Raw genomic sequence first — 25,828 nt, 5'->3', positions numbered from 1 at the left:
CTCAGTGTAAAACGGCGCGCAGCACGGCGCTGAAGGTTTGGCAGACGCGGATCACGTCTTCATCGCGCATGGCCGGGAACAGCGGCAGCGTGACGGTGCGCGCGCCGACGTCTTCTGCCATCGGGAACTGCCCCTCGGAGTAACCCTTCTCGCGGAACAGCGTGAACAGGTGCATGGCCGGGTAGTGCACGCCGACGCCGATGTGCTCGGCCTTCATGCGGGCGATGAACTCGCCGCGGCTGATGCTCATCCGCTGCAAGGGCAGCAGCGGCTGGAACATGTGCCAGTTGGACTGCTCGAAGTCCGCCGGCGGCAGCTCGCAGCCGAGCGAGCGGTCAAAGTGGGCGAAATACAGCTTGGCCAGTTCGCGGCGGCGGGCGTTGAAGCCATCCAGCTGTTTCAGCTGGCCGAGGCCGATCGCGGCGGCGATGTCGGTGAGGTTGGCCTTGCCGCCCAGCACGTCCACGTCCATGGTGCCGTCGGCGAAGCGAGTCACGCCCTGCAGCCGCAGCTTCTCGAACAGCCGGGCTTCCTCTGCATTGTTCAGCACCAGGCAGCCGCCTTCGCCGCTGGTCATGTTCTTGTTGGCGTGGAAGCTGAACGAGATCAAGTCTCCCTCGCTGCCGATGCGCCGGCCCTGCCAATTGGCGCCCATCGATTGAGCGGCGTCTTCCACCACGCGCAGGCCATGGCGGCGCGCGATGTCGTACAGACGGTCGCGATCCACCGGCAGGCCGGCCAGGTCCACTGGAATGATGGCCTTGCTACGCGGGGTGATAGCCGCTTCCAGCTTGGAGAGGTCGATATTGCGCGTGGCCGGATCGGCATCGACGAACACCGGCGTCGCGCCGATTTTCAGGATCACGTTGGCGGTGGCGATCCAGCTGAGCGGGCAGGTGATGACTTCGTCGCCGGGGCCGACGCCGGCGATCTGCAGCGCCATCTCCAACGCGGCGGTGGCGGACGAAACCAGCCGCACCGGACGGCCGCCGCAAAAGGCGGACAGCTCGGCTTCCAGCTGTTGGCAGCGCGGGCCGGTGGTGATCCAGCCGGAGCGCAATACTTCGCCGACGGCGGCGATGGTGTCCTCGTCTATGGCGGGACGGGTAAACGGCAGAAAATCCATAAGTGTCTTTTCAAAACCTTTTCTTATGGCCACGAAAACCACGAAATAACACGGAAAAAACTTAACGCGTAATAGTATGCGGCCATAGCTGGCGGAACCAGGCAAGACGAAGCGTTGAGATTGTGTTCGTGTGCTTTCGTGGTTTTCGTGGCAAAAAAAATCAGCTGCGCGCCACCAACACCACGCCGACAATGATCACGGCGATGCCGATCAGCTTCTGCGCGGTGAGGGCCTCGCCAAACATCCAGTAGGCCAAGAGCGCGTTGACCACATAGCCGATGGACAGCATGGGGTAGGCCACGCTGACCTCGACGCGCGACAGCGCCATGATCCACACCACCACGCTGACCACATAGCAGGACAAACCGCCGATGATGGGCAGATTGGTGGCCAGCGACCAGGCGGTCGGCCAGGCATTGGCCAGCGAAAAATCAAAGTGGCCGATCTGGCGCACGCCGGCCTTCAAGCATAGCTGCGCGGCGGCATTCAGCAGCACGCCGAACAGGATCAATCCAAATTCAATCAGTTTCATGTCTTAATCTTAATGAGCCACGAAATCCACGAAACAACACGAACAAAGTCTTTGCTGGATTTCATGGCAAAAGTCTTATTGAGCGCGTTAAGGCTTCGTCACCACCATGCGCCGCGGGTCCTGATAGATCACCTTCATCGGCAGGCCCTGTTTCAGCAGCTCCTGATAGGTATCGTCTCCCAGCATGGCCACGGCCTTGGGCGCGGCGCGCCAGCGTTCGACAAACTGCCCGATATGCGGCATCCAGCGTTGCGGCTCTTGCCCTTCGCCAAACTCGAACTCGTCGATGAACTCCACCAGCGTCACCGGCCGGCCCACGTAATACGGGAAGGTCTGATCATAGTAGCGGACGGAGTAGATTTCGCTGTCCGGCGTCAGATACGGCTGGATTTGCGCGACGATTGCCTTGCTGCCCTTGAGCCGGCCATAGCTGTCGTGGCCGCTGGCGGCCAGCGTCACCGCCAGCAGGCTGCCAAAGGACAGCGCGGCCACGGCCGCCAGCATCTGCTGGCGGCCCAGCGCGCGCCAGGCGAAGACCGCGCTGATCAGGAACAGCGCCGCGCCGGCGGCGATGAAGCGGGCAAACTGCAGGATCACGTCCAGCGGCGAATCGGCGTTGGCGAAGCGGCCGGCGAACGGCCAGGCGGCCAGCAGCGCCAGCCACAGCAGGGCCGGCGGGATGATGTGCTTTTTCAGCTCGCGCGGCGCCATCCGGCTGAAGCTGTGCGCCAGCAGCAGCGCCAGCGCCGGGAACAGCGGCAGGATGTAGGACGGCAGCTTGGAGCTGGACTTGCTGAAGAAGGCGAAGATGAACACGCTCCAGATCAGCAGCAGGCGGCCGACGCGCAGGCCGGCGGCGCGGTCGGCCCAGCCCTCCTTGACGAGGCGCGGCAGCAGCGTGGTCCACGGCAGCAGGCCCAGAATCAGGTAGGGCACGAAATACCATGGCGCGCCGGTACGTTTGTGTTCGGTGGTCAGAAAGCGTTCGAAATGTTCGCGAATGAAGAAAAAGTGGGCGAAATCCGGATTGCGTTCCGAAACCAGCACGAACCACGGCGCGGTGAGCGCGAAGAACAGCGCCAGGCCGCTGAGCCAGTGCATGCGTTTCCAGAACGCCCATTGCCAGTTGATGAGGCTGTACAGTACCAGCGTGGCGCCGGGGATCAGCAGGCCGATCAGACCCTTGCTGAGCACCGCGCCGGCCATGGCCGCCCAGGTCAGCCACATCGCCCAGCGGGTTTCCGCGCGGCTCGCGCCGTCGCGCTGGGCCAGCAGGAAGCCGCACAACGCAGCGGTCAGGAAGAAGCTGACGCCCATGTCCAAGGACAGGAAATGGCTGTTGGCGATGATCCAGGCCATGCCGCCTGCCGCCAGCGCGGCATAGCGGCCGGCGTCCACGCCCCATAGCTTGCGCGCGGTCAGCGCCACCGCCGCCACGCTGAGGAAGCCGGTCAGGCCCGGCCAGAAGCGGGCGGCGAACTCGTTGACGCCGAAGGCGGCGAAGCTCAACGCGCCCATCCAGTATTGCAGGATGGGCTTTTCGAAATACAGCAAACCGTTGAGCCGGGGCGTGATCCAGTCGCCGCTGTGCAGCATGAACAGCGAGATGGTCGCGTAGCGGCCCTCGTCGGCGTGGATCAGGCCGCGGTAGCCGAGACTGCCGAACCAGATCAGCGCGAACAGCAGCCAGAGCGCGGTTTCCAGCGCGCGGGGCAGGTCAGTGGCCTTGGAGTGGTGCATCGATGATTCCGGAGTCGTTGGTCAGAAGGCGCTTAGGCCAGCAAACCGGCTAGGATACCCGATCCCGCCGCCGCTGTGGGTTGCGCGAAGGCCAGCCCATGCTGGTTCACACCCAGTCGCGCGCTGGCAGGAAATCGGTGTACAGCTGGGCTTCCGCGCTGCCCGGCTCCGGTTGGTAGCCGTATTCCCAGCGCACCAGCGGCGGCATCGACATCAGGATGGATTCGGTGCGGCCGCCGGACTGCAGGCCAAACAGCGTGCCGCGGTCCCATACCAGATTGAATTCGACGTAACGCCCGCGGCGGTATAGCTGGAACTGGCGCTCGCGCTCGCCCCAGGCGGTGTGCTTGCGCTTGTCCACGATGGGCAGGTAGGCATCCAGATAGCCGTTGCCCACGGCTTGCATGAAGGCGAAGCTCTGGTCGAAGCCCCATTCGTTCAGATCATCAAAGAACAGCCCGCCGACGCCGCGCGCCTCGTTGCGGTGTTTCAAGTAGAAGTATTCGTCGCACCATTTCTTGTAGCGCGGGTAGACCTCGGGGCCGAACGGCGCGCACAGATCGCGCGCCACCGAGTGCCAATGCACCACGTCCTCCCGCGCCGGGTAGAACGGCGTCAGGTCGAAGCCGCCGCCGAACCACCACACCGGCGCCTCGCCTGCTTTCTCCGCGATGAAAAAGCGCACATTGGCGTGGCTGGTGGGGACGTGCGGATTATGCGGATGGATCACCAGCGACACGCCCATCGCCTCGAAGCGGCGGCCGGCCAGCTCGGGGCGGTGCGCGGTGGCGGAGGCGGGCAGGGCGTCGCCATGGACATGCGAGAAGTTGACGCCGGCCTGCTCGAACACTGCGCCGTTGCTGAGCACGCGGCTGCGTCCGCCGCCGCCGGCCTCGCGCTGCCAGGCATCCTCGACAAAACGCCCATCGCCGTCCGCGCCCTCCAGCGCCGCGCAGATGCGGTCTTGCAGGTCGAGCAGAAAGGCTTTTACGGCGTCGCTGTGCGGGTGGCTCATGTCGGGGTCCGTGGATCGGGGTAACAGAGGGCGATTGTAGCAGAGCCGGCGCTTATGCTGCCCGGTTGCCGCCATGGCGCGGAAATCAAAAAATTGCCCGCCTAGCGGCGGGCCGAATCGTACAAAGGGATGGAACTGAGTCCGGCGTTCAGGCCGCCACGTAGGCGGTCCAGCCGTAAGAGGGTTCTGCCGCCTTCGGTTGTGGGGCGGCGTTGAAGAATTTCAGGCTGCGCTGCAGCACCTCGGCGCGCTCGTTGTCCACCATCACCATGTGGTAGCTGTTGGACAGCGGCATGAAGTCGACCGGGCCGCCCAGGTATTGCATCAGGTAGTGGGCGGAGCGCGGGCTGGTGATGTCGTCCTCGTCGGCGTGCACGATCAGCGTCGGACAGGTGATTTCGTGCAGATGGCGCTTCAGCTGGCGGCGCAGGCGGTCCACTTCGCGGATGCAGGCCAGCGGGATATAGGCGTAGTGGAAACGATCGCCGCGCTCGAAGCGCTGCTGGATGGCCTTGCGGATGCGCACGTTCTTGATGCCGAACGGCGACACCTCCGGTACGCGCATCTTTTTGGCCAAGCGCGGGATGTGATAAACCGCGTGGCGCAGCCAGGTCAGCTTGGGCAGGCTCCAGCCGTCCAGGAACATCGGCGGTGCGTACAGCGCCAGCTTGTCCTGATGGTTTTCCCGGCGCGCCACTTCCAGCGCCACCAGGCCGCCCAGGCAGACGCCGGCCAGGTGCACCACCTTGTGCTTGGCCTTCAGCGCGCGGTATTCCTTGCGAATGCTTTCCACCCAGTCCTCCCAGCCGACGCTGAGCAGGTCTTCCGGCGAGCCGCCGTGACCGGGCAGCACCGGGGAGTGGGTAACGATGTCGGCGTCTTCCAGCGTGCGGCCCAGCGCGCCCAAATCATAAGCGGTGCCGCCTAGGCCGTGTACCAGCAACGCCGCCGGTCGAGTGGAAACCATTCTGCATAATCCCTGATGAGTTGATGATGGGATTATCCGGAATGGCCGGCAAGCGGTCTGTTGGCTTCCTGTCGGCGCTTTGTGACGGTGAGTGACTTATTGCGGCGGCAGCGACGGTTGCGCAATGATCATGCGAAAGCGCGCGCCGCCCAGATCGCTGGCGCCGGCGCTGGCCTGGCCGTGGTGGTGTTCGGCGATCAAGCGGACGAACGATAGGCCCAGGCCGTGGCCGCCGGTGGCGCGGTCGCGGCTGCGATCTAGCCGCAGGAAGGGCTCGAACACTTTGTCGCAGTCTTCCTCTGGAATGCCGCAGCCGTCATCGTCCACTTCTATGATCAACTGCTCGCCTTGGTGGTAGACCTTCATCCTGACCTGGGCGTGGGCGTACTTGAAGGCATTCAGCAGCAGATTGCGGGTGGCGATGTACATCAGCTTGCGGTCGAAGGCGCCGTCCTCGTGCGGACAGTCCAGCGTCAAGGCCAGATTGGCGGGTTTCAGGGGCGTGACCAAGTCGATCAGGTCGTCGAACCAGTCGAACAGATCGATCGTCTCCAGGTGCAGCGGAACCTCGCTGCGCCTGAGTTTGGAGAATTCCATGCTGGAATTGATCAGTTCTTCCAGCTCCTGCATATCGCGTTCCATGCCGTCGCGGTAGCGCTGCCATTCCTTGGGATCTTCCTCCTCCTCCAGCATGGTCAGGCCGAAGCGCAGCCGGGCGATGGGGGTGCGAATCTCATGGGCGATGGCGTGCGACAGCGCTTGGCGCGTTTCCATCTGTCGCTCCAGCCGCGAGGCCATGCTGTTGAAGGCCAGCGGCAGCGGCGCGAACAGCCGGCTGGTGGCGGAGCGCGCGCGGGCGCTGAAGTCGCCCTCGGCAAAGGCCTCGGCGGTGCGCCTCACTTCCAGCAGATCGGTCCACAGCGGCCGCAGAATGAAATAGAGCAGGGTGCCCAGGGTGCTGCCGGACAGCAGCATCCAGATCAGCAGCACCTGAATGTCCTCGCTGATCCAGGTGCTCTCGCTGGATTGCACATCCAGCGGGCCCAGCGCCAGCAGGCGTTTGTCGCCCGGCATCGTCACATACAGCAGCTGGTTGTCGCTGTCGAGATACGGTTTGCCCTGGCGCAACAGCGGAGCGGCGTCCTTGGCGATGTCGGCCGGTGGCTGATCGACCAGCCGCAAGGGATAGCTGAAGCGGCTGGACAGATTGGCCAGTTCGGCATCCCAGCGTTGCGGCGGTTGCTGCAGCAGCCGGTCTTGAATCAGCGCCACGGTGCCGTTCATGAAATGCACTCGGCTGGACTGGTCGCTGGTTTCATACAGCTTGGTCACCAGAAAGCCGAAGCCGATGATGATCAACAGCTCCACCAGCATGGTGATCAGGAAGTAGCGTGCGAACAGGGTGCCCAGTGTAGGCTTGAACCAGACGCGCAGCTTTTTCGGCGACATGTTTATTCCCAGTCGCTGCGCGAGAACAAATAACCCTTGCCGCGCACGGTCTTGATGCGGGCCGGGGTGTCGGGGTTGTCGCCCAGCTTGCGGCGCAGCCGCGAGATGCGGGCGTCGATCGAACGGTCCAGGCCGTCGAAGCCGATGCCGCGCAGCTCGCTCATGATGTCGTCGCGCGACAGCACCTGGCCGGCGTGAGTGGCCAACAGCCACAACAGGTCGAATTCGGCCGTGGTCAGCTCGATCTGCTCGTCGCCGAGCAGCGCCTCGCGCGTGGCCTGGCTGATGCGAAACTGGCCGAAGGTGATGCTGTCGTTCTCCACTACGACGCCGCCGCCTTCCGCTTGCGCGCCGCTGCGCCGCAGCAGGGCGCGGATGCGCGCCAACAGCCGGCGCGGCTCCACCGGCTTGGCCAGGTAATCGTCAGCGCCCAGTTCCAGGCCGAGGATTTCATCCACGTCTTCGTCGCGCGCTGTCATCATCAGAATGCGGCCGCTGTAGTGCGGGCGCACGTCGCGGCAGACGTCGAAGCCTTCACGGCCCGGCAGCATCACGTCCAGCACCACCAGGTCGGGCCGGGTGTCCAGGATGACCGCCGGCGCGGTGTCGCCGCGGCCATGCAGGCTAACCTGATAACCATGCTTGGTCAGATAGGCCGCGATCAATTCCGCCAGCCTGGCGTCGTCTTCCACGATGAGAATGTGTTGTGCCATTGCGTCCGAGTTTTTCGATCCGTTGGGCAAAAATAGTAACACGCGTTTGAATACTTGGCAGGCGGGGTTTTAGCGCCTGTGCAAAGTCGTTTTTCAAATGACGCCGATCCGCTCGCGGTTTTGAAGCCGGCCGCCGGGCGCTGGCCTATTGGCCTGGCTGCCGCGTCAGCCGTTTTGGTGGGATATAGAGTGGTGCAATTTCCCTGGCCATGGCTGGTATAGGCAGGATGTTTTCGCGTTGGGCAGGGCGCGGAAAATAAGCGCTGGCAAAATAAAGACATTCAATAGGATATTGGCTCTAATTTCTCTTGAGTTTCATTCAGCATGTCGACAAAATCAATAGTATAGAACCATACCCGGACACCGGCCGGCAGATGGGCTGCCAGTCAAGGAAAGCTGGGGGAGATAGAGAACAGGGACTCCTTATGCAACAGATCAAGCAGTGCGTCGTCTGGCTGCTGGTGGCGCTGGCGGGGGCGACGGCCTTCGCCATGATGGCGCTGAACCGCGGAGAGACGATCAACGCGGTATGGCTGGTGGTGGCCGCCTTGTCGGTCTATGCCATCGCCTACCGTTTCTACAGCCGCTTCATCGCCGACAAGGTGCTGGAGCTGGATGCGCGCCGGCTGACGCCGGCGGAAAAATTCAACGACGGGCTCGATTACGTGCCCACCAACAAATGGGTGGTGTTCGGCCACCACTTTGCCGCCATCGCCGGCGCCGGTCCGCTGGTGGGCCCCGTCCTGGCGGCGCAGATGGGCTATCTGCCCGGCACCTTATGGATTCTGGTCGGCGTCATGCTGGCCGGCGCGGTGCAGGACTTTCTGATTCTGTTCCTGTCCATGCGCCGCGACGGCAAGTCGCTGGGCGAGATGATCCGCCAGGAGCTGGGCGACATCCCTGGCGTGATCGCTTCCATCGGCGTGCTGATGATCATGGTGATTCTGCTGGCGGTGCTGGCGCTGGTGGTGGTCAAGGCGCTGGCCGACAGCCCGTGGGGCACCTTCACCATCGCCTGCACCATTCCGATCGCGCTCTTGATGGGCGTCTATAGCCGCTTCATCCGGCCGGGCAAGATCGGCGAGGTGTCGGTGCTGGGCTTCATCCTGTTGATGCTGGCCATCGTCTACGGCGGCGACGTGGCCAAGAGCGCCACCTTGGCGCCGCTGTTCACGCTGAAGGGCACCACGCTGGCCTGGGTGCTGATCGGCTACGGCTTCATCGCCTCGGTGTTGCCGGTCTGGCTGCTGCTAGCGCCGCGCGACTACCTGTCCACCTTCCTGAAGATCGGCACCATCGTCGGCCTGGCCATCGGCATCCTGATCGTGGCGCCGCCGCTGCACATGCCGTCCGTCACCAAGTTCATCGATGGCAGCGGCCCGGTGTTCGCCGGCAATCTGTTCCCCTTCCTGTTCATCACCATCGCCTGCGGCGCGGTGTCTGGCTTCCATTCGCTGGTGGCCTCCGGCACGACGCCGAAGCTGATCGAGAATGAAACCCAGGCGAGGATGATAGGTTACGGCGCCATGCTGGTGGAGAGCTTTGTCGCCATCATGGCGCTGATTGCCGCCTGCGTGCTGGATCCGGGCGTGTACTTCGCCATGAATAGCCCTGCCGCCGTGATCGGCAAAACCGCGGTCGACGCCGCGCAGGTGATTTCCGGCTGGGGCTTCGTCATCACGCCGGACGCGCTGACGCAACTGGCGACCGATGTCGGCGAGCATTCCGTGCTGTCGCGCGCCGGCGGCGCGCCGACCTTGGCGGTGGGCATGGCGCACATCCTGTCCGGCGTGATCGGCGGCAAGACCATGATGGCCTTCTGGTACCACTTCGCCATCCTGTTCGAAGCGCTGTTCATCCTGACCACGGTGGACGCCGGCACCCGCGTGCTGCGCTTCATGATTCAGGATCTGCTGGGCTTCTTTGTCAAGCCGATGGCAAATACCGAGTCGTGGGTGGCCAACTTCGTCGCCACCGGCCTGGCCGTCTCCGCCTGGGGTTACTTCCTGTACCAGGGCGTGGTCGATCCGCTGGGTGGCATCAACACCTTGTGGCCGCTGTTCGGCATCGCCAATCAGATGCTGGCCGGCATCGCGCTGATCCTGGCCACGGTGGTGCTGGTGAAAATGCAGAAGACCCGCTACGTATGGGTGACTGCGCTGCCGACGCTCTGGCTGCTGCTGGCCACGCTGACCGCCGGCTGGCAGAAGCTGTTTGACGCCAGCCCCAAGATCAGTTTCCTGGCCCATGCCGAAAAGTTCTCCGCCGCTGCGGCCAAGGGCGAGGTGCTGGCCCCGGCCAAGAATATGGCGCAAATGCAGCAGATCATCTTCAATGATTATGTGGATGCCACGCTGACAGCCATGTTCATCGCGGTGGTGGTGGCGATGCTGCTGTTCGGCCTGCATGTGATACGCAAGTCTTTGGCCGTGAAATGGGTCACCACCAAGGAAGTGCCGGCGGTATACCGGCAAGGAGAGGCAAATGGCTGAGATCTGGAAAACCTTGGCTCAAACCGCGCGCTTGATGGTGGGGGTCAAGGATTACGATGCCTATGTGGTCAGTCGGCGACGTTTCAATCCCGAGGCTGAAGTGATGAGCCGCGAGGCTTTTCTCCTCCGTTGCCAGGAAGAGCGCTACGGCGGCAAGTCCATGAAGAAATGCCCATGCTGATTTGAATGATCACAGGGTAATGCGAAAGCCGTCCGGCAATGCCGGGCGGCTTTATTTATTGGCTGGTTCAATCGGCTTGATGGCTGAGCGCCATGCCGGGGCTGCCGGCATAGAAAACCAGTAGCTCCACCGCTTCATCGCCGGTGAAGCCGCGATGCGTTTCCCCGACCATTTCCGGCAGAGTATCGCCTGCGCGCAATTGCTTTTGCAGGCCATCCGCTTTTTTCTGCACGGTCAAGGAGCCGGACAGCACATACGCGGCGTTGGGCATGGGGTGGGTATGCCAAGGCAAGCTGGTGTGAGGCGGAATGGTGATTTTGAGCAAGGTCAGCTCCGGCTTGCCTTCGGGATAGGCTGCGTAGGCCTTGCCATCCCATGACGAGCTAGTTTTGAGCAAGACCTCCGCGCGCACGGATTCTGTTCCTGCCGCGGGTTCCGTGCTGGCGGCTTGAGCCAGCGGAGCGCACAGCCAAAGCGTGCTTGTCAGGAGCAGCGCAATAAAGGGGGAGTGACTCATCGATTTTCTCCTTGGTCTACGAAAGCGATCGCGCCTCTGCTAGCAAGAAGCCCCTGACTGGCAGGGGCTTGGCGAGCGTTGTTGGGATTAGCGCAGCAGGCTTAGCACGCCCATATTGATCAATCCGCCGCCTATGATCAACCAACCGAACAGCGCGCTAGCCAGCAGCATCGGCTTGGCGCCGGCCTGGCGGATGGCGGAGACGTGGGTGGTGATGCCCAGCGCGCCCATGGCGGCCGCCAGCAGCAGGTTGTCCAGCGCGATGATCTGTTGCACCAGCGTGTGCGGCAGCAGGCTGAAGGAGTTGAAGCCGGCGACGGCGAGGAAGGCGACGGCGAACCAGGGGATGCTGATGCCGGTCTTCTCATGGGTGTTGCCGCGATGTTTCTTGGCAACCCAGGAGGACAGGGCGATCAAGAACGGCGCCAGCATCATCACGCGTATCATCTTGGTGATCACCGCGGTATTCATCGCCGCGTCGCTGACCGACTTGCCGGCGGCCACCGCTTGCGCCACTTCATGAATGGTGGAGCCGGCGAACAGGCCGTAGCTGAATTCGGAAATGCCCAGGTGGCGCACCGCCTCGAACATCATTGGCCACAGGAACATGGCGGCGGTGCCGAACACCACCACGGTGGCGACGGCGACCGCGACTTTTTCCGCGTGAGCCTTCAGCACTGGCTCGGTGGCCAGGATGGCGGCGGCGCCGCAGATCGAGCTGCCGGCGCCGATCAGGATCACGCTCTGCTCGTCCAGCCCCAGCTTCTTGCGGCCAATCCAGTACGCCAGAAGGAAGGTGGAGGTCAGCACCAGCGCGTCGATCAGCACGCCGGAGAAACCGACGGCGGCGATGTCCTGGAACGTCAGCTTGAAGCCGAACAGGATGATGCCGGCGCGCAGCAGTTTTTGCTTGGAGAAGGTAATGCCTTGATGGCTGGGCACGGCGATAAAGCGATAGACGGTATTGCCGATGATCATGCCGCCGACGATGGCGATGGTCAGGGCGGAGAAGCCCAGGCTTTTCATCGCCGGCAGATCGGCCGCCCAGATGGCGGCGCCCGCCAGACCCAGCGACAGCGCCAGGCCGGGAATAATATTGCGATAGTTAGTCATATGTTCATGCCTCTTTGCTATATGCCTAACGATACGCGCAGCTGTGTAAGTAGAAAAACGGATAAAATTAATATATACAATTAGAAAAACTGTTTTGGAGGCGGCATGAGCCTGCACATCAGCCTGCGCGAACTGGAAGTGTTCGTCGCGGTTGCGGAATGGGATACCGTCACGCGCGCCGCCGAGCAGGTGGCGCTGACGCAGTCGGCGGCCAGCCAGGCGCTGGACAAGTTGGAGCAGGGGCTGGGCGTCAAGCTGTTTGACCGCGTCGGCCGCCGGCTGCTGATCAACGAGCATGGCCGCTTGCTGCTGCCGCGCGCCCGGGCACTGCTGGATGCGGCCTGCGACGTGCAGGGGCTGTTCAGCGGCGGCGAGCTGGCGCTGCGCATCGGCGCCAGCACCACCATCGCCAACTATCTGCTGCCATCGCTGCTGGCCGCGTTCCGCAAGGACTGGCCGCAGGCGCGGCTGGAACTCGACGTCGCCAATACCCGAGACATCGTCGAAGCGGTGGCGGCGTTCCGCGTCGATTTCGGCTTGATAGAAGGCCCCTGCCATCACCCGGAGTTGCTGGCCAATGCATGGCGGCAGGATGAGCTGCTGGTGTTTGCCGCCGTCGATCATCCGCTGGCAGGGCGCAAGGTGACGGCGGATGAACTGGCCGACGCGTCGTGGATTCTGCGCGAGCCCGGTTCCGGCACCCGCGAGGAAGTGGAACGGGTGCTGCTGCCCCACTTGAAACGGCTGGCCATCGGCATGGAGCTGGGCCACTCGGAGGCGATCAAGCATGCGGTGGCGGCCGGCCTTGGCGTCAGCTGTTTGTCCCGTCACGTGGTGGCGGATTTGCTGGCGGCCGGCAGCGTGGTGGAAGTGGAAGCAAACCTTCCCTTGCTGACGCGGACGCTGTTCCGGGTGCAGCACCGCGACAAGGCGGTCAGCCGCGGGATGGAGGCGTTTGACGGATTTCTGAAGTAATGCGGAATAGCCACGAAAACCACGAAAGAACACGAACACAACTGGATCGATCCCCGTCTCGTGTTTGTGAAGACGGTTTGGAGTCGGATGTCGTTATTTCGTGTCGTTTCGTGGTTTTCGTGGCTGATCCCATGGTTTTAACGCTAATGCGCCCCGCTATCCCCGCCGGAGGCGGTAAACGGCGGTTTGGCGAACCACACCAGGGCGATCAGCAGCACGAACAGGATGCCGGACACCCAGAAAATCTCGTTGGCCGCCATGATGTAGCCCTGCTGGGTGATCTGCAGCTGAGTCAGCGCCTGCTGCTGCGTGGTGCCCAGACCCAGCTTGCTCATCGCGTCGAACCAGGAGACCGAGGCCGGATCGTATTGCGTCACATGTTCGGTCAGCTTGGAGTGGTGCAGCGCCTCGCGGCGGTCCCACATGGTGGTGGTGATCGAGGTGCCGATGCTGCCCGCCAGAATCCGCAAGAAATTCGACAGGCTGGAAGCGCTGGCGATGCGCGACGGATGCAGGCCGGACAGCGTGATCGTGGTCAATGGCATGAAGAAGCAGGCCACGCCTATGCCTTGCACCACCTGTGGCCACACCACATAGGAAAAGTCCATCTGGGTGTTGAAGTTGCTGCGCCAGAAAAAGCAGATGGCGTAGACGCTGAAGCTCAGCGTCACCAGCCAGCGCATGTCCCAGCGGTGCGCGTTCTTGCCGATGATGGGCGACAGCACCACCGGAATCAGGCCGATGGGCGCGGCGGCCAGGCCGGCCCAGGTGGCGGTGTAGCCGAGCTGGGTCTGCAGCATCAGCGGCAGCAGCACCACGGCGCCGAAGTACAGCATGAAGCCCAGGCTGATGGCGATGGTGCCGACCGTGAAGTTGCGCTCCTTGAACAGCGTCAGGTCGACGATGGGGTGGTCCTCGCCCAGCTCCCAGATCACCAGATAGACCAAGGCCAGCACGGCCACCACCGCCAAGGTGATCACCTCGGTGGAGTTGAACCAATCCAGTTCCTTGCCGCGGTCCAGCACCATCTGCAGCGAGCCGACGCCGATCACCAGCAAGGCCAGGCCTATCTTGTCGATAGGCAGGTCAAAGGTGTCGGTTTCACGGCTCTTCAGGATGCGCCAGGAGACGAAGGCGGCAGCCAGCCCCACCGGCACGTTGATGAAGAAGATCCAGCCCCAGTGCCAGTTGTCGCTGATGATCCCGCCCAGAATCGGGCCGAACACCGGCGCGACGATAACCGTCATCGCCCATAGCGCCAGCGCCATGCCTTTCTTGGCAGGCGGATAGCAGGACAGCAGCAGGCTCTGCGACAGCGGAATCATCGGGCCGGCTACCGCGCCTTGCAGCACGCGGAAGAAAATCAGCATTTCCAGGCTGCTGGACATGCCGCACAGCCAGGAGGTCAGCACAAACAGCAGGGTGGAGGCGGTGAACAGCTTCACCTCGCCGAAGCGCTTGGCCAGCCAGCCGGTCAAGGGCACCGAAATGGCGTTGGCCACGCCGAACGAGGTTATCACCCAAGTGCCCTGGCTGGTAGCGGCGCCGAGGTTGCCCGAAATGGTGGGCAGCGCCACGTTGGCGATGGTGGTGTCCAGCACCTGCATGAACACCGACATCGACAGCGCCAGCGTGATCCAGACCAGTTTCGAGCCGGTCAGTGGCGGTTGATTCATGGGCGGGCGTCCTTACTTGCCGGCATTGGCGGCCAGGATCTCGGCCACCAGCTTGTCAGCCTGCTTCAGGTCCGGCAGCGTGCCGTTATGTTCGCTCGGGGCTTGCGCCGGGGCGGCTTCGGCCAGCGATTTGCCATCCTGGTTGCTGGTGTCCACCACCACGTCCATAGACAGGCCAACGCGCAGCGGGTGATTCTTCAGATCCTGCGGGTCCAGCGCGATGCGCACCGGCACCCGCTGCACGACCTTGATCCAGTTGCCGGTGGCGTTCTGCGGCGGCAGCAGCGAGAAGGCGCTGCCCGTGCCGGCGGCCAGACCCTGCACCTTGCCGTGGTAGACCACTTTGCCGCCGTACAGGTCGGATTTCAGCTCCACCGGCTGGCCGACGCGGATCTTGGCCAGCTGGCCTTCCTTGAAGTTGGCGTCCACCCACAGGTTTTCCAGCGGCACCACGGCCATCAGCGGGGTGCCGGCGGCGATGCGCTGGCCCACCTGCACATTGCGGCGGGCGACGGTGCCGGCCAGCGGCGATTTGATTTCGGTGCGCTGCAGCGCCAGCCAGGCTTCCTTCAGGCGGCTGGCGGCGGCTTTCACCGCCGGCTGCTGCGCCAGCGCATCCTTGCCCACCAGCGCCAGGCCGGCCTTGGCCTGTTCTTGCGCGGCGGCCAACGCAGCCTGGGCGGCGGCGACGGCGTCGTTGGCGTGGCCCAGCTCCTCGGCCGACATCGCCTCGCTGCCGGCCAGCTGCTTGCGGCGCTTCAGGTCGGATTCGGCGCGGGACAGCTCGGCCTGGCGCAGCGCGACCTGGGCGTCCAGCTGCTGGCTGTTGGCCATCAACTGACGCGTTTGGCGCACGGTCTGGGCGAATTCGTTGCGGGCGCGCTCGAAGGCCAGCTCGGCGTCGCTATTGTCATAGCTGACCAGCACCTGGCCAGCTTTGACGGCCACGGTATCGTCCACCATGACTTTGGCGACGGTGCCGCCGACTTCCGGCGTGACTTGAACCAGATGGCCGCCGACATAGGCGTCATCGGTATTTTCCTGGTGGCTCAACACCAGGGTCCAGTAAGCGCCATAGGCGATGGCGACGGCGGCGAACACCGTGGAGGCGACCAGCAGATTGCGTTTGCGGCTCTTGGCGGTTTCCAGTTTCTGATCCATTTGTTTTGTGTCCTTAGCGGGTGGCGGGCTCGGTTTGGAAGCCGCCGCCCAAAGCGGTGTTCAGGGAGGCCCAGGCCAGACGATTGGCGGCCGTGGCGTCGATGTAGATGGATTGCTGGCTCAGCTGCGAGTCTTGCGCGTCCAGCAGCGACAGCTTGTTGACCAGGCCGGCGCGCAGGCGCGCGGCCATCGCGTCGCTGGCGCGCCGGCTGCTGTTCAGGGCGCGTTCGGCCTGCTGCAGCTGACGCTGGCTGCTCTGCCAGCCGGACACGCTGTCGGCGGCGTCGCGCAGCGCATCGACGACCGTCTGGTTGTATTGCTGCACTGCCATGTCGTAGCCGGCCTGTTGCTTGGCCAGGTTGGACTGCAGCTGGCCGGAATGGAAGATCGGCAGGCTGATGGCAGGCATGAAGCCCCACAGCGAGGAATTGCTCTTCCACAGTTGATCCAGCTCCAGCGAGCTCTGTCCGGCGAAAGCCGTCAGCTTGACGTTGGGGTAGAACTCGGCGCGGGCTTCCTTGACCGATTGGCTCATAGATTCCACGCGGGCGCGCTGGGCGGCGATGTCGGGACGGCGGCCCAGCAGGTCGGCATTCAGGCTGTCCAGCGCCGGGGCCGGCGGCAGCGCCAGCGGCGCGGCATCGAGGCCGGCTGCGGCCTGCGGGCCTTGGCCGGTCAGCGCGGCCAGCGCGTGGCGATTGCGTTCGATGTCGGCGTTCAGCGCGCTTTGCTGCTGCTGCAGTCGATCGATCGACACTTCATTGCCGCGTTGATTGTCGCCCGGCAACAGGCCGGCGTTGACGCGAGCCTGGGTCAGCGCGCGGCGGCTTTCGGCGATGGCCAGACGTTGGCTGATCAGCTTGGCCTGCGCTTGATTGCGCTGCAATTGGGTGTACTGGGCCAGCACCGCTTGCGTCAGCAGCAGGCGGGTTTGCTGTCCTTCAAAGGCGATGGCCTGCTGTTGGCCCAGCGCCGCGCTGACGGCCGCGTGGTTCTTGCCCCAGAAATCGAATTCCCAGCTGCCCACCAGCGCGGCGGTGTAGGCGGTCAGATGGTCTTTTTTCAGCAGCGGCTGCAGCGGATCGTAATGCAGATCAACGGCATTGGCGGTGGCATCCAGTTGCGGGCCGTCCTTGCTTTCGACGATGCCGACGGCGGCGCGGGCCTGGCGCAGACGAGCCTCGGCCAGTTTCAGCGATGGCGCGTCCTGCAGCGTGGCGTCCACCAGGCGGTTCAGGGTGGGGTCATTCAGCTGGCGCCACCAGTCGGCGCTGACACTCTGCTTGCCGGGCGCGGCCAGCTTCAGCTGTTCGGCGCTCAACGCCTGGTCAGGCGTGACGTCGGGGCCGAAACTGGCGCAGCCGCCGATCACGGCGCTAAGCAGCAGCGCCCCGGCGGTTTGTGGCCATGATTTCTTGTTCACCTTGTCGGTCTCCAATCGATGTGTGTCGGTCGCGTCATGATTTATCGCGCGATAATCACGACAGTTATTATTTGGGCAAATGAAGGCGCTTCTGGCTCAGCCGCCTAATTGGCGCAATAACTTGCGCATCAGCCGTTCCAGAATCTGTTTTTCGTCGTCGTCGAAGTCCGCCCACAATTGCTTGTGCACCTGGCGGGAGAACGGCAGCAGGCTCTCGACCAGCGCGACGCCGGACGGGGTCAGCTCCAGCACGATCTTGCGCCTGTCTTCGGCGCTGGCCGAGCGGGCTGCCCAGCCGTTCTTCACCAGTTCGTCAGCGATGCGGGTGGCGTTGGTGCGCGAGGAGTCCAGCGTTTCGCTGATGTCGGACGGGTTCAACGTTTGGTTGGGGCAGGCGTACAAGGCCAGCAACGCCATCCAGACGGTTTCGTTCAAGCCATGCTGTTTCAGGTTGTCGCACAGATGGGTGCTCAAGCGCGGCATGATGTGGAACAGCAGCCGGGTCAGGATGACTTCCTGGCGTGGCGTGCCGGGGAAGCGCGCTTCCACCCGGTTGATGGCCTGTTCGAGCTGGGAAAATGACTTGTTTGGGCTCATGTGGCGATTTTAGTAACATGAGTTACTATTTTGCAAGTGACAATAACGTTGCTGACGAGATCGCCGAGCCGCTGTGGCGGAATGTACACGGACCTGTCCTGTTTGCCGCGCCAATGCAAAAGGCCCTTTCCTGGCGGAAAGGGCCGTGAGTGTTAGCTGAACGGTTTGATGCCGTGGCCAGCGGGCTTGGCGCATCCTGCGCATGCCGCTGATGACATCGCCTATTTCTGATCCATCCCGCTGTATGGGATGGACGATCCGCGCGGCCTTAGTCGCGCAGCAGATTCAATACTTGCTCCGGCGGCCGGCCGATGACGGCTTTGTTGCCGCGGACGGCGATGGGGCGTTCGATCAGATTAGGGTTGTCCACCATCGCGGTAATCAGGTGCTTGCGCTCCAGCGTGATGTCGTCCAGATAGAGGTCGGCGTATTCCTCCTCCTTCTTGCGCATCAGCTCGCGCGGCTCCATTCCCAGCAAGTTTAACAGCTGGTCCAACTCCTCCGGGCTGGGAGGATGTTTCAGGTATTCGACAACCTCGATCTCGGCGCCGGCCTCTTCCAACAGGGCAAGCGCGGCGCGGGATTTCGAGCATTTGGGATTATGGTAGAGGCGTATCATGTGGCTTCTCCCTTGTTGTTTGGGCGGGGATCTGCGGCATGCGGTCCAGCATAACCCGCCAGTCGTGGCTTGGGAAGGGCGGCATCGTGGCATGGATTGTCAGGAATGGCCAGTGGGGACTGCTCAAACCATGGGGATTTTCCTGGGTCTGACTCGGCGGACAGGTCTCGCAGCGCGCATGCGTCAAGAGGCGACGACGCAGATAGCGCGGCCTGGCGGCGCAAGGCAGGATCAGGGGTTTTGTTCGTGGCGCTTAGCCGCTAACATGTTCGAGTTAACCCTATTCGTGTCCTCATGTCCTCTTCTTCCCCACGCAAGCATTTAGGCTTGGCGGCGTTACTGGCCGCGCTGTCCACGCTTGGCCCGTTTTCCATCGACACCTTCCTGCCGGCGATGCGCGCCATCGGCGACAGCCTGGCGGCGTCGCCGCTGGAAATGCAGCAGGCTTTGACGGTTTATTTGTTCTGCTATGCCTTGATGATGCTGTGGCACGGCTCGATTTCCGACGCGGTGGGCCGCCGTCCGGTGGTGCTGGCCACCACGCTACTGTTCGGCCTGGCGTCGATAGGCTGCGCGTTGTCGGAGAGTTTGGGCACGCTGCTGCTGTTCCGCGCCCTGCAGGGCCTTTGCGGAGGTGCCGGCCTGGTGGTGGGGCGCGCCATCATTCGCGACAAGCTGGATGGCGCGGCGGCGCAGCGGCTGATGTCGCAGGTGACCATGCTGTTCTCCTTGTCGCCGGCGATCGCGCCGGTGGTGGGGGGCTGGTTGTACGGCGCCTTCGGCTGGCATTCGATCTTCGTCTTCATGGGGCTGGTCGGCTTCGCCCTGTTTGCGCTGTCCTGGTTCTGGCTGGAGGAAACGCACCACGCGCATGCCCGCCAGCCCTTGAAAGCGCGCTATCTGCTGGCCAATTACTGGCAAGTCGGGCGCAAGCCGGATTTCCAGCTGCTGACGGCTGCGGTGTCGTTCAATTTCGCCGGTTTCTTTCTGTATATCCCGTCCGCACCAGTGTTTTTGATGCAGCATCTGCATCTAGGACCAACCCAGTTCTTGTGGCTATTCGGCCCGGCGGTGTTCGGCATCATGTTTGGCGCGTTTCTGTCAGGCCGGATGGCCGGGCATTTCAGCCAGCGCGAGATCGTCAGCCGGGGCTATTGGGTGATGTTCGTCGCGGCCGCGCTGAACCTGGGCTATAACCTGGCGGTCAGCCAGATGGCCTTGCCGTGGGCGGTGCTGCCGCTGGCGCTGTACACCACCGGTATGTCGCTGGCGGCGCCGTCGATCACGCTGAATCTGATGGACCAGTTTCCGTCGCTGCGCGGCACGGTGTCGTCTCTGCAGGGCTTCTGTCAGACCATGATGTCCAGCCTAGTGGCCGGCGTGCTGGCGCCGCTGGCTTGGGCCAGCCCCCTGCGCTTGGCCAGTGTGATGTGCGTGTTGCTGATGCTGGGGTTCGCGTGCCGGATGGGGTATCGGTTGAGGCAGACGGGGAAGGCGTAAAAACAGCCGGCCGCGAAAGGCGGCCGGCTGTTTGATCACTGGCTGCTCTTCAGCGCCAGCAGCAGTTCCCTACGCCGTTCTCGAGAACTATCGCTTAGCAGCATATCGCGCAGCAGGGCGCTGAGGATGCCGATGATTAGTCCTCCAAACAGGCCAAGCGCAACAGTCAGGGCGCGTTTCGGCTTGCTCTTGAGTTCCGGCGGCACTGCGGTGTCCAGCACCTGTATCAGCGATGAGTCCTTGGCCTCGTCGATTTTCGCCATCTCATACTGCTTGGATAGCAGCTCGAAAATCGTTTCCTGATATTTGAGCTCGCGCAGCTTGCGCATGTATTCCAGGCCGCTTTGCGCGATCTTGCCGGTCGGCACGAATAGGTTGCTGTCGCTGCCCTGGCCGCTATCCAGTTTAGCCAGTTGCTCATGCAACCCCGTCAACTCCTGTTGCGTCTTGATGTAAGCCGGGTTTTGCGGCGTGGCGAAGCTCTTCATCGCTTCCAACTGAACTTCCTTGGCTGCGATGGTGGCGCGCAGCTGGGTCACGGTGGATACAATTGCCGGCAGTTGCCCTTCCGGCAGAATCATGCCGGTGTGTTCTTGAGTCTTGCGCAAACCCATTTCGGCCGCGGACAACTGTGCCTTGGTATCCTTCAATTGCTGTTCGAAGAACAGGCGGCGTTTGGCTGCGTCGGTTACGGCCAGCGACTGGTTCAGCGCCTTCAATTCATCCACATAGGCATTGGCCAGGGTAGCGGCAAATTTCGGATCAACGTCATCGACAGCGATGCTAATCAGACCATCTTTGCCGCTGGTGATGCTGGAAACCTGTTGCAAGGATTTGCGGGTGGCATCCGCCGTGTCTTGCTCGTAGCGCTGCTGCAGTTTGAAACGGGCAATCAATTTGTCCGCCACGGTACGGCTTTGCAGCATGCCGATGTATAGATCATTGGGATTCTTCATCCCTGCGATACCGCCTGCAGCCCCTGCCAGCCCGCCCAACTGGCCGAGCATGGCGCTGATGCCGCTGCTTTGCTGCTGCGGCGGCATGATGCTGGTGCTTGCGGTAAACACCGGTTTCGCCAGCAGGGCATAGGCTAGAGCCGCGCCGCCAAACAGCACGGTGCTACCCGCGATCCAGCGCCGGTGTCTGGCTAGTCGGGACATGACCGCTACCAGATCAATCTCGTCATCGGCTTGGCTGGCAACGGTGGCGTGATTCATAGTTTGTTTCATCTCGCCATTACTCATTTCAGCACCTTCAGGCCTGCGGCGCCGAGGCCGAATTGATACAGGATGGTCGTCCATTCCTTCAGCGCCTGGGTCCAGCTGCCGGTATTCAACTCTTCCGGAACGACGATGGTGTCGCCTGGATTGATGCGCATGCCATTCACATTGGAGAACCAGCCGCTATTATTGTTGCTGGCGACCGTGCCGTCGGCACGCAGTACATAGACTGACGACTTGTCGGCGGTCGGCGAGGCACCGCCGGCCAGCGACAGGTAGTCGTTGACGTTGCGTTGGGGGCGGTAGATGAACGCATTGGCCTGGTAGACGGCACCCAGCACATCTACCGTGCCAGGACGTTGCGGAATGTCAATCTTGTCGCCGTCTTTCAGCTCTAGGTCCGGCAGGTCCTTGACCTCGGCCGAGCTGTCTTTCAACTCAAGCACCACGCGTCCTTCCGCCTTGATGGTTCGCATCTTGGCCGCTAATTTGCGCTGCCCCTCCACTTCCGAGGTAACTGCGGCGATGGTGTCTTTGTCGGTCAGTTTGGCGAGGCGAGCGGTGGCGTTCTGTTCCAGATCCTTCTCATAGCGAGTAGCGACCTCATCCAGCTTCTTCTGCTGCATCTCGCGGATGCTTTCGCGAGTCAGCGCGGTGCCGAAGACATAGCCGTATTCGGTTACGCCACCCAGTCGCATCAACAGCTGGCGCAGGGTTTCTCCCTTGCGGAGCTGGAACGTCCCAGTTGCATTCGCTTCACCGCTAACTGTGACGAATTGCTCGTCTTTCAGCACGCTAACTGGCTGAGCATTCGGCACGTTAAGCCGGAAGATGTCGCCTGCCTTGAGGCGAATTTTACTTAACGGCTGCAAATCATCCTGCACCTTAGTTTGTTTGACGAAGCGGTTGCTGACGTTCTTTTCAATCAATAGCTCCTTGCCCTCTGCCGCTGACTCAAGGCCGCCAGCCCAGTGCAAGAGATCGGCGCTGGTTTCGCCGGATTTGAATTCATAGATTGCCGGTGTCTTGACATCGCCAAGCACCGCCACGCGGGGGCCCGCCGCCGGAATCTGAATTACGTCGCCATCGCGCAGCGTTTGGTCTTCCGACTTGTCGCCATCCACCAGGATCGCGTACAGATCGACGGTAGCCACCTCCTTGCCGCCGCGCATCAGCTTGACCTTGCGCAAGCTGCCGCTGTCGCTGGGGCCGCCGGACTCCAGTAGGGCATTGATTAGCGTGCTCATGGCATTCAGGGTGTAGCTGCCGGGCTGGCGAGCATGACCAACTACGTAAATCTGCACTGAGCGGCTTTGTTGCAGGCTGACCGTCAGATCAAAGTTGTTGAATACGCGGCTGACGCTTTTTTTCAGCACGCCCTGCAAGTCGCGATAGCGGACGCCGGCGACGGAAATATTGCCGACGCGCGGCAGATAGATCGCGCCATTGCGATCCACCGTCAGGGTCAGGTCGATATCGACCATGCCCCAGCCCTTGATCTGCAACTGGTCACCACTGCCGATCACGTAGTCGGGATTAACCTGTACACTTTGTACGGCATCGAATTTTGTCGCTGGATTCTGGAACAGGCGGCTACCAAACAGCGGCAATATCTGGCCTGTCGATTTTTTCACGAACTCTGTAAAGGGAGGGAGTTTGGGATTGCCTTCCTTATCCAGCACATAGCCATGATCATCTAGCTGCGGAGCAACTTGGGTGTTTGGCGGGATAGGAGCAGGGCTTTTACTGGTCGTTATGGGCAGGTTATTGATGGATGGCAAGCCCATGCTATTGTCCATGTCATAGCTAGGCGCGGCTACGCTGGAATTGCTACCAGCCGCATGGAGGTAGGTGCTGCCTAGCAGCAGGCACATGGCTAATAACGACTTCCCAGGCATTTTCAAAATGCTCATGCTTGATCACCTACTTTTAATGCTTATTGAATAGGGACGTTGAGCTGTACCCCGACTTGCTTGGGGGTGACAACCAAATTGCTTTGATAGCGGCTATTGTCGCGCTGTGACTGCCATAGCCAATTGCCGGCGACATAACCCAGAATGCCGCCTGCCGTGACATCAGACAACCAGTGATCGCGGCTTGCTACGCGGCCTGCCGCTCCCAGCGCGGCTACGCCATACAACCAAGGCTGATCGTACTCTTTGGCGAATGGGGTGACGGTGGCGAACAATACGGCCGAGTGGTTCGAGGTGAAGCTGCTCTGCCAACGAGACGCGCCAGATGGCTGACTGCGCCAAGGCGCGTTGTCATCACTGGGACGGGCGCGGTTAACGGCGAATTTTAGCATCTCGCTACCTGCAATAGCGATGGCGCCCGACTCCAGAGCGATCAGGCCGGTATTGCTGAGACGATCATCTCCCAGCGCGAAAGCGATGCCAGATAGCGCGGCGGTGGCGATGGGAAGATCCTTGCCCAGTTTCCCCCAGTCCTTGACCAGTGTATTTTGCTGATGATTCTTGAATGCGCGGTCCACCGACTTGTCCAGCGCCGCAGCCGTGGCGACGGCAACGGTAGCCAGCCCAAGCCCAGCGGTCTTGCTGTCCATATCCAGCCACTGATTGCCAGAGTCCTCCAGGCGCATTCGGATCATGGGCCATGGCGTGTAACTGGGCAGTGGCGGAGTGACTTGCGGCAAATTCTGTTCATCGGCGCGCTCAGCGAAGTTGCCCAGGCCGTCATAGGCGTGGATATCGCGTTTGGGATTGCTGAGGATGTCGTACAGGTCACCCGGCGTCATCACCATTTGACCGACGTCGCGTGTCCAAGGAGACAGCGAGAAGCTGCCGACGGTGCGGCTGTCGAAAGTCAGCAGACTGTTGAGCGGGATGGAGAAGAACATCCCTTTGTCATTGTAAGGTTTCGATGGGGTGCCGGGCGAGGTGATGTCGTTGCCATTGGTCTTGGTATACCAGAATCCGGCTTCGACGCCTGAGCGGAAGCGCCTCGACAATTCAAAGCGCACGCCATCGTCCTTGGCCAGGAAGCGCCCGGCGCGGACGGTCGCGGTCACGCCCATCGGCAATTGGTAGTGCAGCGAAGTAATCGCCGTGACGGTTTGATAGTCGCGCTTGCCAAACCAGCCGTTGACATCTCGCTGTTGTAAGGCGTCCACTGCCAGATCCACTGCCCAGTTTTTGTTGAAACCGGGGTAATACAACACCTGGCCGCCGGCGCCGCGGAACATTTCTTCATAGATACCTGCTGAGGCCCTGGCATAGACATTCGGCGCCAATGTCATGTATTGGTTCAGCAATAGTCGATTCAGCTTGGGCGTTTTGACGCGCTTGTAGTCGGCGATGTCGGAGCGGACATGCGGCAACTCGCTGTTGGAAGGTTGCTTGACGGCTGTGATGGTATTGTACAAATCGGCGCTCAGTGCGCTGTCCAGATACAGGCCTTTGCTCAGGCGGCGCTTATAAGTCGCTTCCGCCATGATGTCATAGTGGAAGGCTCCGCTGGGGTCATTGAAATAGACCCCCATTTTCGGCGCCAGATGAAAGCGGTTGTCTTCGGTATCGTCGCTGGTGACTTGGACCCAGTCGCCATCGCGATTGGTCAGCAGGTTGACATTAATGCCCTCGCGCAGCGATTGCGCCAGGGTTTGGCTGTCTAATGGCTGTAGCTCTTCGTCGCGGCCAGGTTTGATATTGACGGTTTGCAGGAAACGCTCGCGGTTGACCTTGCCCAATAGGTAATCGTTGAGCGTGGCCATGTCGTAAAAGCTGTAGGTGGCAAGCGGTTGCTCTAGTTCGGTATACACCACCTTGATTTCACGCGTCTCCAGCGGAGCGTAATACAGTGCAGTCCGTACGGCTCGGCCGACGGCGCGGCCGACATTGGAAATCCGGCTATTGCTGAGCTCCATCACCAGCGTATCGCGTTGCATGGCAATGCGGATGTTCTTGAAATCCTGATTACCGAGTGCGGAGGCTAGCTGACGGGCACGGTCACGATCGCCTTGCCACTGTTCAAGCGTCGGCCGAGTCGGCAGCTCGGGCCCGCCGGTGAAAAAGGCGGGTTCCTGGATTTTGGGCACAAACTCCGTGATATTCAGCGGAATGTCGATATGCGCGTTGATGCTGTTGTGGGTTTTCTGGCGGGCGACCTGCAGGCCTAACCAGCCCCATTGATACTCCAGGCCAACGGCAGGGCCTTTCTTGCGATATTCGGTTGCAAAGGTCTGATCCACAAATGGATGCGGATCTTGGCTGTAATTATTGGCATCGTATTCTGCTACCACAGACCAATTCGGTAGGAAGCTAGGGGTGTAACGCAAGCCGCCGAACATCCCTTTAATACGACCAGAGCCATAGCCAAGCGTCGTCTCCAAACCTGGCATGACTTGCTTGGTAGCGATCAGGTTCGTGCCTTTCCAGAGACGATTGCCTTGGATGTCTGTCAGGCCGAGAGAAATTTCTGGTAGCCAGCGTGTTTCCTCAACTAGCCGAAATTTTGTATCAATTGCTTTGTCTTTATAGCGACCATAGCCGCCGCCGTATTGTTGGTCGGTAAAGCCCGGAACATCCGCGATGGATGTGTAGCGACCTGAAACCTCGAGCCAAGGCAACACGGTTGTCGAGGTCCAGAGAATCCCATACGGTTTGTCATAGCCATAGCCAAAGCTGAACGTGCCATCCTCGCCCACGCGTGCCGATGGCATGTTGATATAGCCAATCTGACCGTTTAACGATGGCTGGGCCAATGCTCCGCAAGCGAACAGCAGCGGAAACCCTTTTTGCAATACCCCTGTTACCAGATGACTTCTGGATTTTTTATGCATTAACACTACCCGGC

General features: G+C 61.8%; 21 protein-coding genes. 4 read left to right on the top strand and 17 right to left on the bottom strand.

Annotated elements, in window-relative coordinates:
- Position 1: 1 nt before the first annotated feature.
- From C2134_RS16600 to C2134_RS16570, 7 genes are all read right to left on the bottom strand, one after another.
- Positions 2-1,126: a DegT/DnrJ/EryC1/StrS family aminotransferase gene (locus tag C2134_RS16600; RefSeq protein ID WP_103321234.1), complete on the bottom strand. Its 1,125-nt coding sequence runs from the start codon at positions 1,124-1,126 to the stop codon at positions 2-4.
- Positions 1,127-1,286: 160 nt separating this feature from the next.
- The gene (locus C2134_RS16595) at positions 1,287-1,658 is read right to left on the bottom strand and encodes an SMR family transporter (protein ID WP_103321233.1); all 372 of its coding nucleotides are present in this window, start codon (positions 1,656-1,658) and stop codon (positions 1,287-1,289) included.
- Between the two features lie 87 nt (positions 1,659-1,745).
- Positions 1,746-3,398, bottom strand: coding sequence for an ArnT family glycosyltransferase (locus tag C2134_RS16590; protein WP_103321232.1), 1,653 nt, complete (start codon positions 3,396-3,398; stop codon positions 1,746-1,748).
- A 106-nt stretch (positions 3,399-3,504) separates the two neighbouring features.
- Positions 3,505-4,413, bottom strand: coding sequence for an oxygen-dependent coproporphyrinogen oxidase (hemF, locus tag C2134_RS16585; protein ID WP_103321231.1), 909 nt, complete (start codon positions 4,411-4,413; stop codon positions 3,505-3,507).
- 148 nt (positions 4,414-4,561) lie between these two features.
- Positions 4,562-5,380 (bottom strand): alpha/beta hydrolase, encoded by an 819-nt coding sequence (locus C2134_RS16580; RefSeq protein ID WP_103321230.1) that lies wholly within the window; start codon positions 5,378-5,380, stop codon positions 4,562-4,564.
- 96 nt (positions 5,381-5,476) lie between these two features.
- A complete protein-coding gene (locus C2134_RS16575; protein ID WP_103321229.1) occupies positions 5,477-6,829 on the bottom strand; it encodes an ATP-binding protein in 1,353 nt (450 codons plus the stop codon).
- A 2-nt stretch (positions 6,830-6,831) separates the two neighbouring features.
- Complete coding sequence (locus C2134_RS16570) at positions 6,832-7,542, bottom strand: winged helix-turn-helix domain-containing protein (RefSeq protein ID WP_103321228.1); 711 nt, start codon at positions 7,540-7,542, stop codon at positions 6,832-6,834.
- 425 nt (positions 7,543-7,967) lie between these two features.
- Between C2134_RS16570 and C2134_RS16565 the strand changes: the two genes are divergently transcribed.
- On the top strand, positions 7,968-10,034 hold the full coding sequence (locus C2134_RS16565; protein WP_103321227.1) for a carbon starvation CstA family protein: 2,067 nt from the start codon (positions 7,968-7,970) through the stop codon (positions 10,032-10,034).
- The gene (locus C2134_RS16560; protein WP_103321226.1) at positions 10,027-10,215 is read left to right on the top strand and encodes a YbdD/YjiX family protein; all 189 of its coding nucleotides are present in this window, start codon (positions 10,027-10,029) and stop codon (positions 10,213-10,215) included. Before C2134_RS16565 ends, C2134_RS16560 begins: the two co-directional genes overlap by 8 nt.
- Before the next feature lie 67 nt (positions 10,216-10,282).
- Here the strand turns inward: C2134_RS16560 and C2134_RS16555 are convergent, their stop codons facing one another.
- On the bottom strand, positions 10,283-10,732 hold the full coding sequence (locus tag C2134_RS16555; RefSeq protein WP_103321225.1) for a cupin domain-containing protein: 450 nt from the start codon (positions 10,730-10,732) through the stop codon (positions 10,283-10,285).
- An 87-nt stretch (positions 10,733-10,819) separates the two neighbouring features.
- Positions 10,820-11,845, bottom strand: a complete 1,026-nt coding sequence (locus tag C2134_RS16550) for a YeiH family protein (RefSeq protein WP_103321224.1) — start codon at positions 11,843-11,845, stop codon at positions 10,820-10,822.
- Between the two features lie 105 nt (positions 11,846-11,950).
- Between C2134_RS16550 and C2134_RS16545 the strand changes: the two genes are divergently transcribed.
- Positions 11,951-12,820, top strand: a complete 870-nt coding sequence (locus C2134_RS16545; RefSeq protein WP_103321223.1) for a LysR family transcriptional regulator — start codon at positions 11,951-11,953, stop codon at positions 12,818-12,820.
- A 143-nt stretch (positions 12,821-12,963) separates the two neighbouring features.
- Here C2134_RS16545 and C2134_RS16540 read toward each other — a convergent pair whose 3' ends face one another.
- The 5 genes from C2134_RS16540 to arsC all read right to left on the bottom strand — a co-directional run bounded on the left by C2134_RS16540 (position 12,964) and on the right by arsC (position 18,296).
- Positions 12,964-14,496, bottom strand: coding sequence for a DHA2 family efflux MFS transporter permease subunit (locus tag C2134_RS16540; protein ID WP_103321222.1), 1,533 nt, complete (start codon positions 14,494-14,496; stop codon positions 12,964-12,966).
- Between the two features lie 12 nt (positions 14,497-14,508).
- Positions 14,509-15,657 carry an EmrA/EmrK family multidrug efflux transporter periplasmic adaptor subunit gene (locus C2134_RS16535; protein ID WP_103321221.1) on the bottom strand — a complete coding sequence of 383 codons (1,149 nt, stop codon included), beginning with the start codon at positions 15,655-15,657 and terminating at the stop codon, positions 14,509-14,511.
- 13 nt (positions 15,658-15,670) lie between these two features.
- Positions 15,671-17,080, bottom strand: coding sequence for an efflux transporter outer membrane subunit (locus tag C2134_RS16530; protein ID WP_103321427.1), 1,410 nt, complete (start codon positions 17,078-17,080; stop codon positions 15,671-15,673).
- 96 nt (positions 17,081-17,176) lie between these two features.
- A complete protein-coding gene (locus C2134_RS16525; RefSeq protein ID WP_103321220.1) occupies positions 17,177-17,677 on the bottom strand; it encodes a MarR family transcriptional regulator in 501 nt (166 codons plus the stop codon).
- Between the two features lie 268 nt (positions 17,678-17,945).
- The gene (gene arsC, locus C2134_RS16520) at positions 17,946-18,296 is read right to left on the bottom strand and encodes an arsenate reductase (glutaredoxin) (RefSeq protein WP_103321219.1); all 351 of its coding nucleotides are present in this window, start codon (positions 18,294-18,296) and stop codon (positions 17,946-17,948) included.
- Between the two features lie 327 nt (positions 18,297-18,623).
- Between arsC and C2134_RS16515 the strand changes: the two genes are divergently transcribed.
- Positions 18,624-19,796 (top strand): multidrug effflux MFS transporter, encoded by a 1,173-nt coding sequence (locus C2134_RS16515; protein ID WP_233196484.1) that lies wholly within the window; start codon positions 18,624-18,626, stop codon positions 19,794-19,796.
- Positions 19,797-19,831: 35 nt separating this feature from the next.
- Here the strand turns inward: C2134_RS16515 and C2134_RS16510 are convergent, their stop codons facing one another.
- Genes C2134_RS16510 through C2134_RS16500 form a run of 3 tightly spaced genes read right to left on the bottom strand, consistent with a single transcriptional unit; the run spans position 19,832 to position 25,814 of the window.
- Entirely contained in the window at positions 19,832-21,013 is a 1,182-nt protein-coding gene (locus C2134_RS16510; protein ID WP_233196483.1) for a GumC family protein, read from the bottom strand.
- Between the two features lie 23 nt (positions 21,014-21,036).
- On the bottom strand, positions 21,037-22,929 hold the full coding sequence (locus C2134_RS16505) for an SLBB domain-containing protein (RefSeq protein ID WP_103321216.1): 1,893 nt from the start codon (positions 22,927-22,929) through the stop codon (positions 21,037-21,039).
- Between the two features lie 23 nt (positions 22,930-22,952).
- Positions 22,953-25,814: a YjbH domain-containing protein gene (locus C2134_RS16500; protein ID WP_103321215.1), complete on the bottom strand. Its 2,862-nt coding sequence runs from the start codon at positions 25,812-25,814 to the stop codon at positions 22,953-22,955.
- Positions 25,815-25,828 lie beyond the last annotated feature (14 nt).

It is taken from the genome of Chromobacterium sinusclupearum (assembly GCF_002902845.1).
Classification (GTDB): Bacteria; Pseudomonadota; Gammaproteobacteria; order Burkholderiales; family Chromobacteriaceae; genus Chromobacterium; species Chromobacterium sinusclupearum.
This window is presented reverse-complemented; position numbering and strand designations above follow the sequence as displayed.

What these genes read in the sequence shown, in the direction of transcription:
- C2134_RS16600 (WP_103321234.1), bottom strand. Translation starts at nt 1,126, where the DNA reads ATGGATTTTCTGCCGTTTACCCGTCCCGCCATAGACGAGGACACCATC.
- C2134_RS16595 (WP_103321233.1), bottom strand. Translation starts at nt 1,658, where the DNA reads ATGAAACTGATTGAATTTGGATTGATCCTGTTCGGCGTGCTGCTGAAT.
- C2134_RS16590 (WP_103321232.1), bottom strand. Translation starts at nt 3,398, where the DNA reads ATGCACCACTCCAAGGCCACTGACCTGCCCCGCGCGCTGGAAACCGCG.
- hemF (WP_103321231.1), bottom strand. Translation starts at nt 4,413, where the DNA reads ATGAGCCACCCGCACAGCGACGCCGTAAAAGCCTTTCTGCTCGACCTG.
- C2134_RS16580 (WP_103321230.1), bottom strand. Translation starts at nt 5,380, where the DNA reads ATGGTTTCCACTCGACCGGCGGCGTTGCTGGTACACGGCCTAGGCGGC.
- C2134_RS16575 (WP_103321229.1), bottom strand. Translation starts at nt 6,829, where the DNA reads ATGTCGCCGAAAAAGCTGCGCGTCTGGTTCAAGCCTACACTGGGCACC.
- C2134_RS16570 (WP_103321228.1), bottom strand. Translation starts at nt 7,542, where the DNA reads ATGGCACAACACATTCTCATCGTGGAAGACGACGCCAGGCTGGCGGAA.
- C2134_RS16565 (WP_103321227.1), top strand. Translation starts at nt 7,968, where the DNA reads ATGCAACAGATCAAGCAGTGCGTCGTCTGGCTGCTGGTGGCGCTGGCG.
- C2134_RS16560 (WP_103321226.1), top strand. Translation starts at nt 10,027, where the DNA reads ATGGCTGAGATCTGGAAAACCTTGGCTCAAACCGCGCGCTTGATGGTG.
- C2134_RS16555 (WP_103321225.1), bottom strand. Translation starts at nt 10,732, where the DNA reads ATGAGTCACTCCCCCTTTATTGCGCTGCTCCTGACAAGCACGCTTTGG.
- C2134_RS16550 (WP_103321224.1), bottom strand. Translation starts at nt 11,845, where the DNA reads ATGACTAACTATCGCAATATTATTCCCGGCCTGGCGCTGTCGCTGGGT.
- C2134_RS16545 (WP_103321223.1), top strand. Translation starts at nt 11,951, where the DNA reads ATGAGCCTGCACATCAGCCTGCGCGAACTGGAAGTGTTCGTCGCGGTT.
- C2134_RS16540 (WP_103321222.1), bottom strand. Translation starts at nt 14,496, where the DNA reads ATGAATCAACCGCCACTGACCGGCTCGAAACTGGTCTGGATCACGCTG.
- C2134_RS16535 (WP_103321221.1), bottom strand. Translation starts at nt 15,657, where the DNA reads ATGGATCAGAAACTGGAAACCGCCAAGAGCCGCAAACGCAATCTGCTG.
- C2134_RS16525 (WP_103321220.1), bottom strand. Translation starts at nt 17,677, where the DNA reads ATGAGCCCAAACAAGTCATTTTCCCAGCTCGAACAGGCCATCAACCGG.
- arsC (WP_103321219.1), bottom strand. Translation starts at nt 18,296, where the DNA reads ATGATACGCCTCTACCATAATCCCAAATGCTCGAAATCCCGCGCCGCG.
- C2134_RS16510 (WP_233196483.1), bottom strand. Translation starts at nt 21,013, where the DNA reads ATGAATCACGCCACCGTTGCCAGCCAAGCCGATGACGAGATTGATCTG.
- C2134_RS16505 (WP_103321216.1), bottom strand. Translation starts at nt 22,929, where the DNA reads ATGAGCATTTTGAAAATGCCTGGGAAGTCGTTATTAGCCATGTGCCTG.
- C2134_RS16500 (WP_103321215.1), bottom strand. Translation starts at nt 25,814, where the DNA reads ATGCATAAAAAATCCAGAAGTCATCTGGTAACAGGGGTATTGCAAAAA.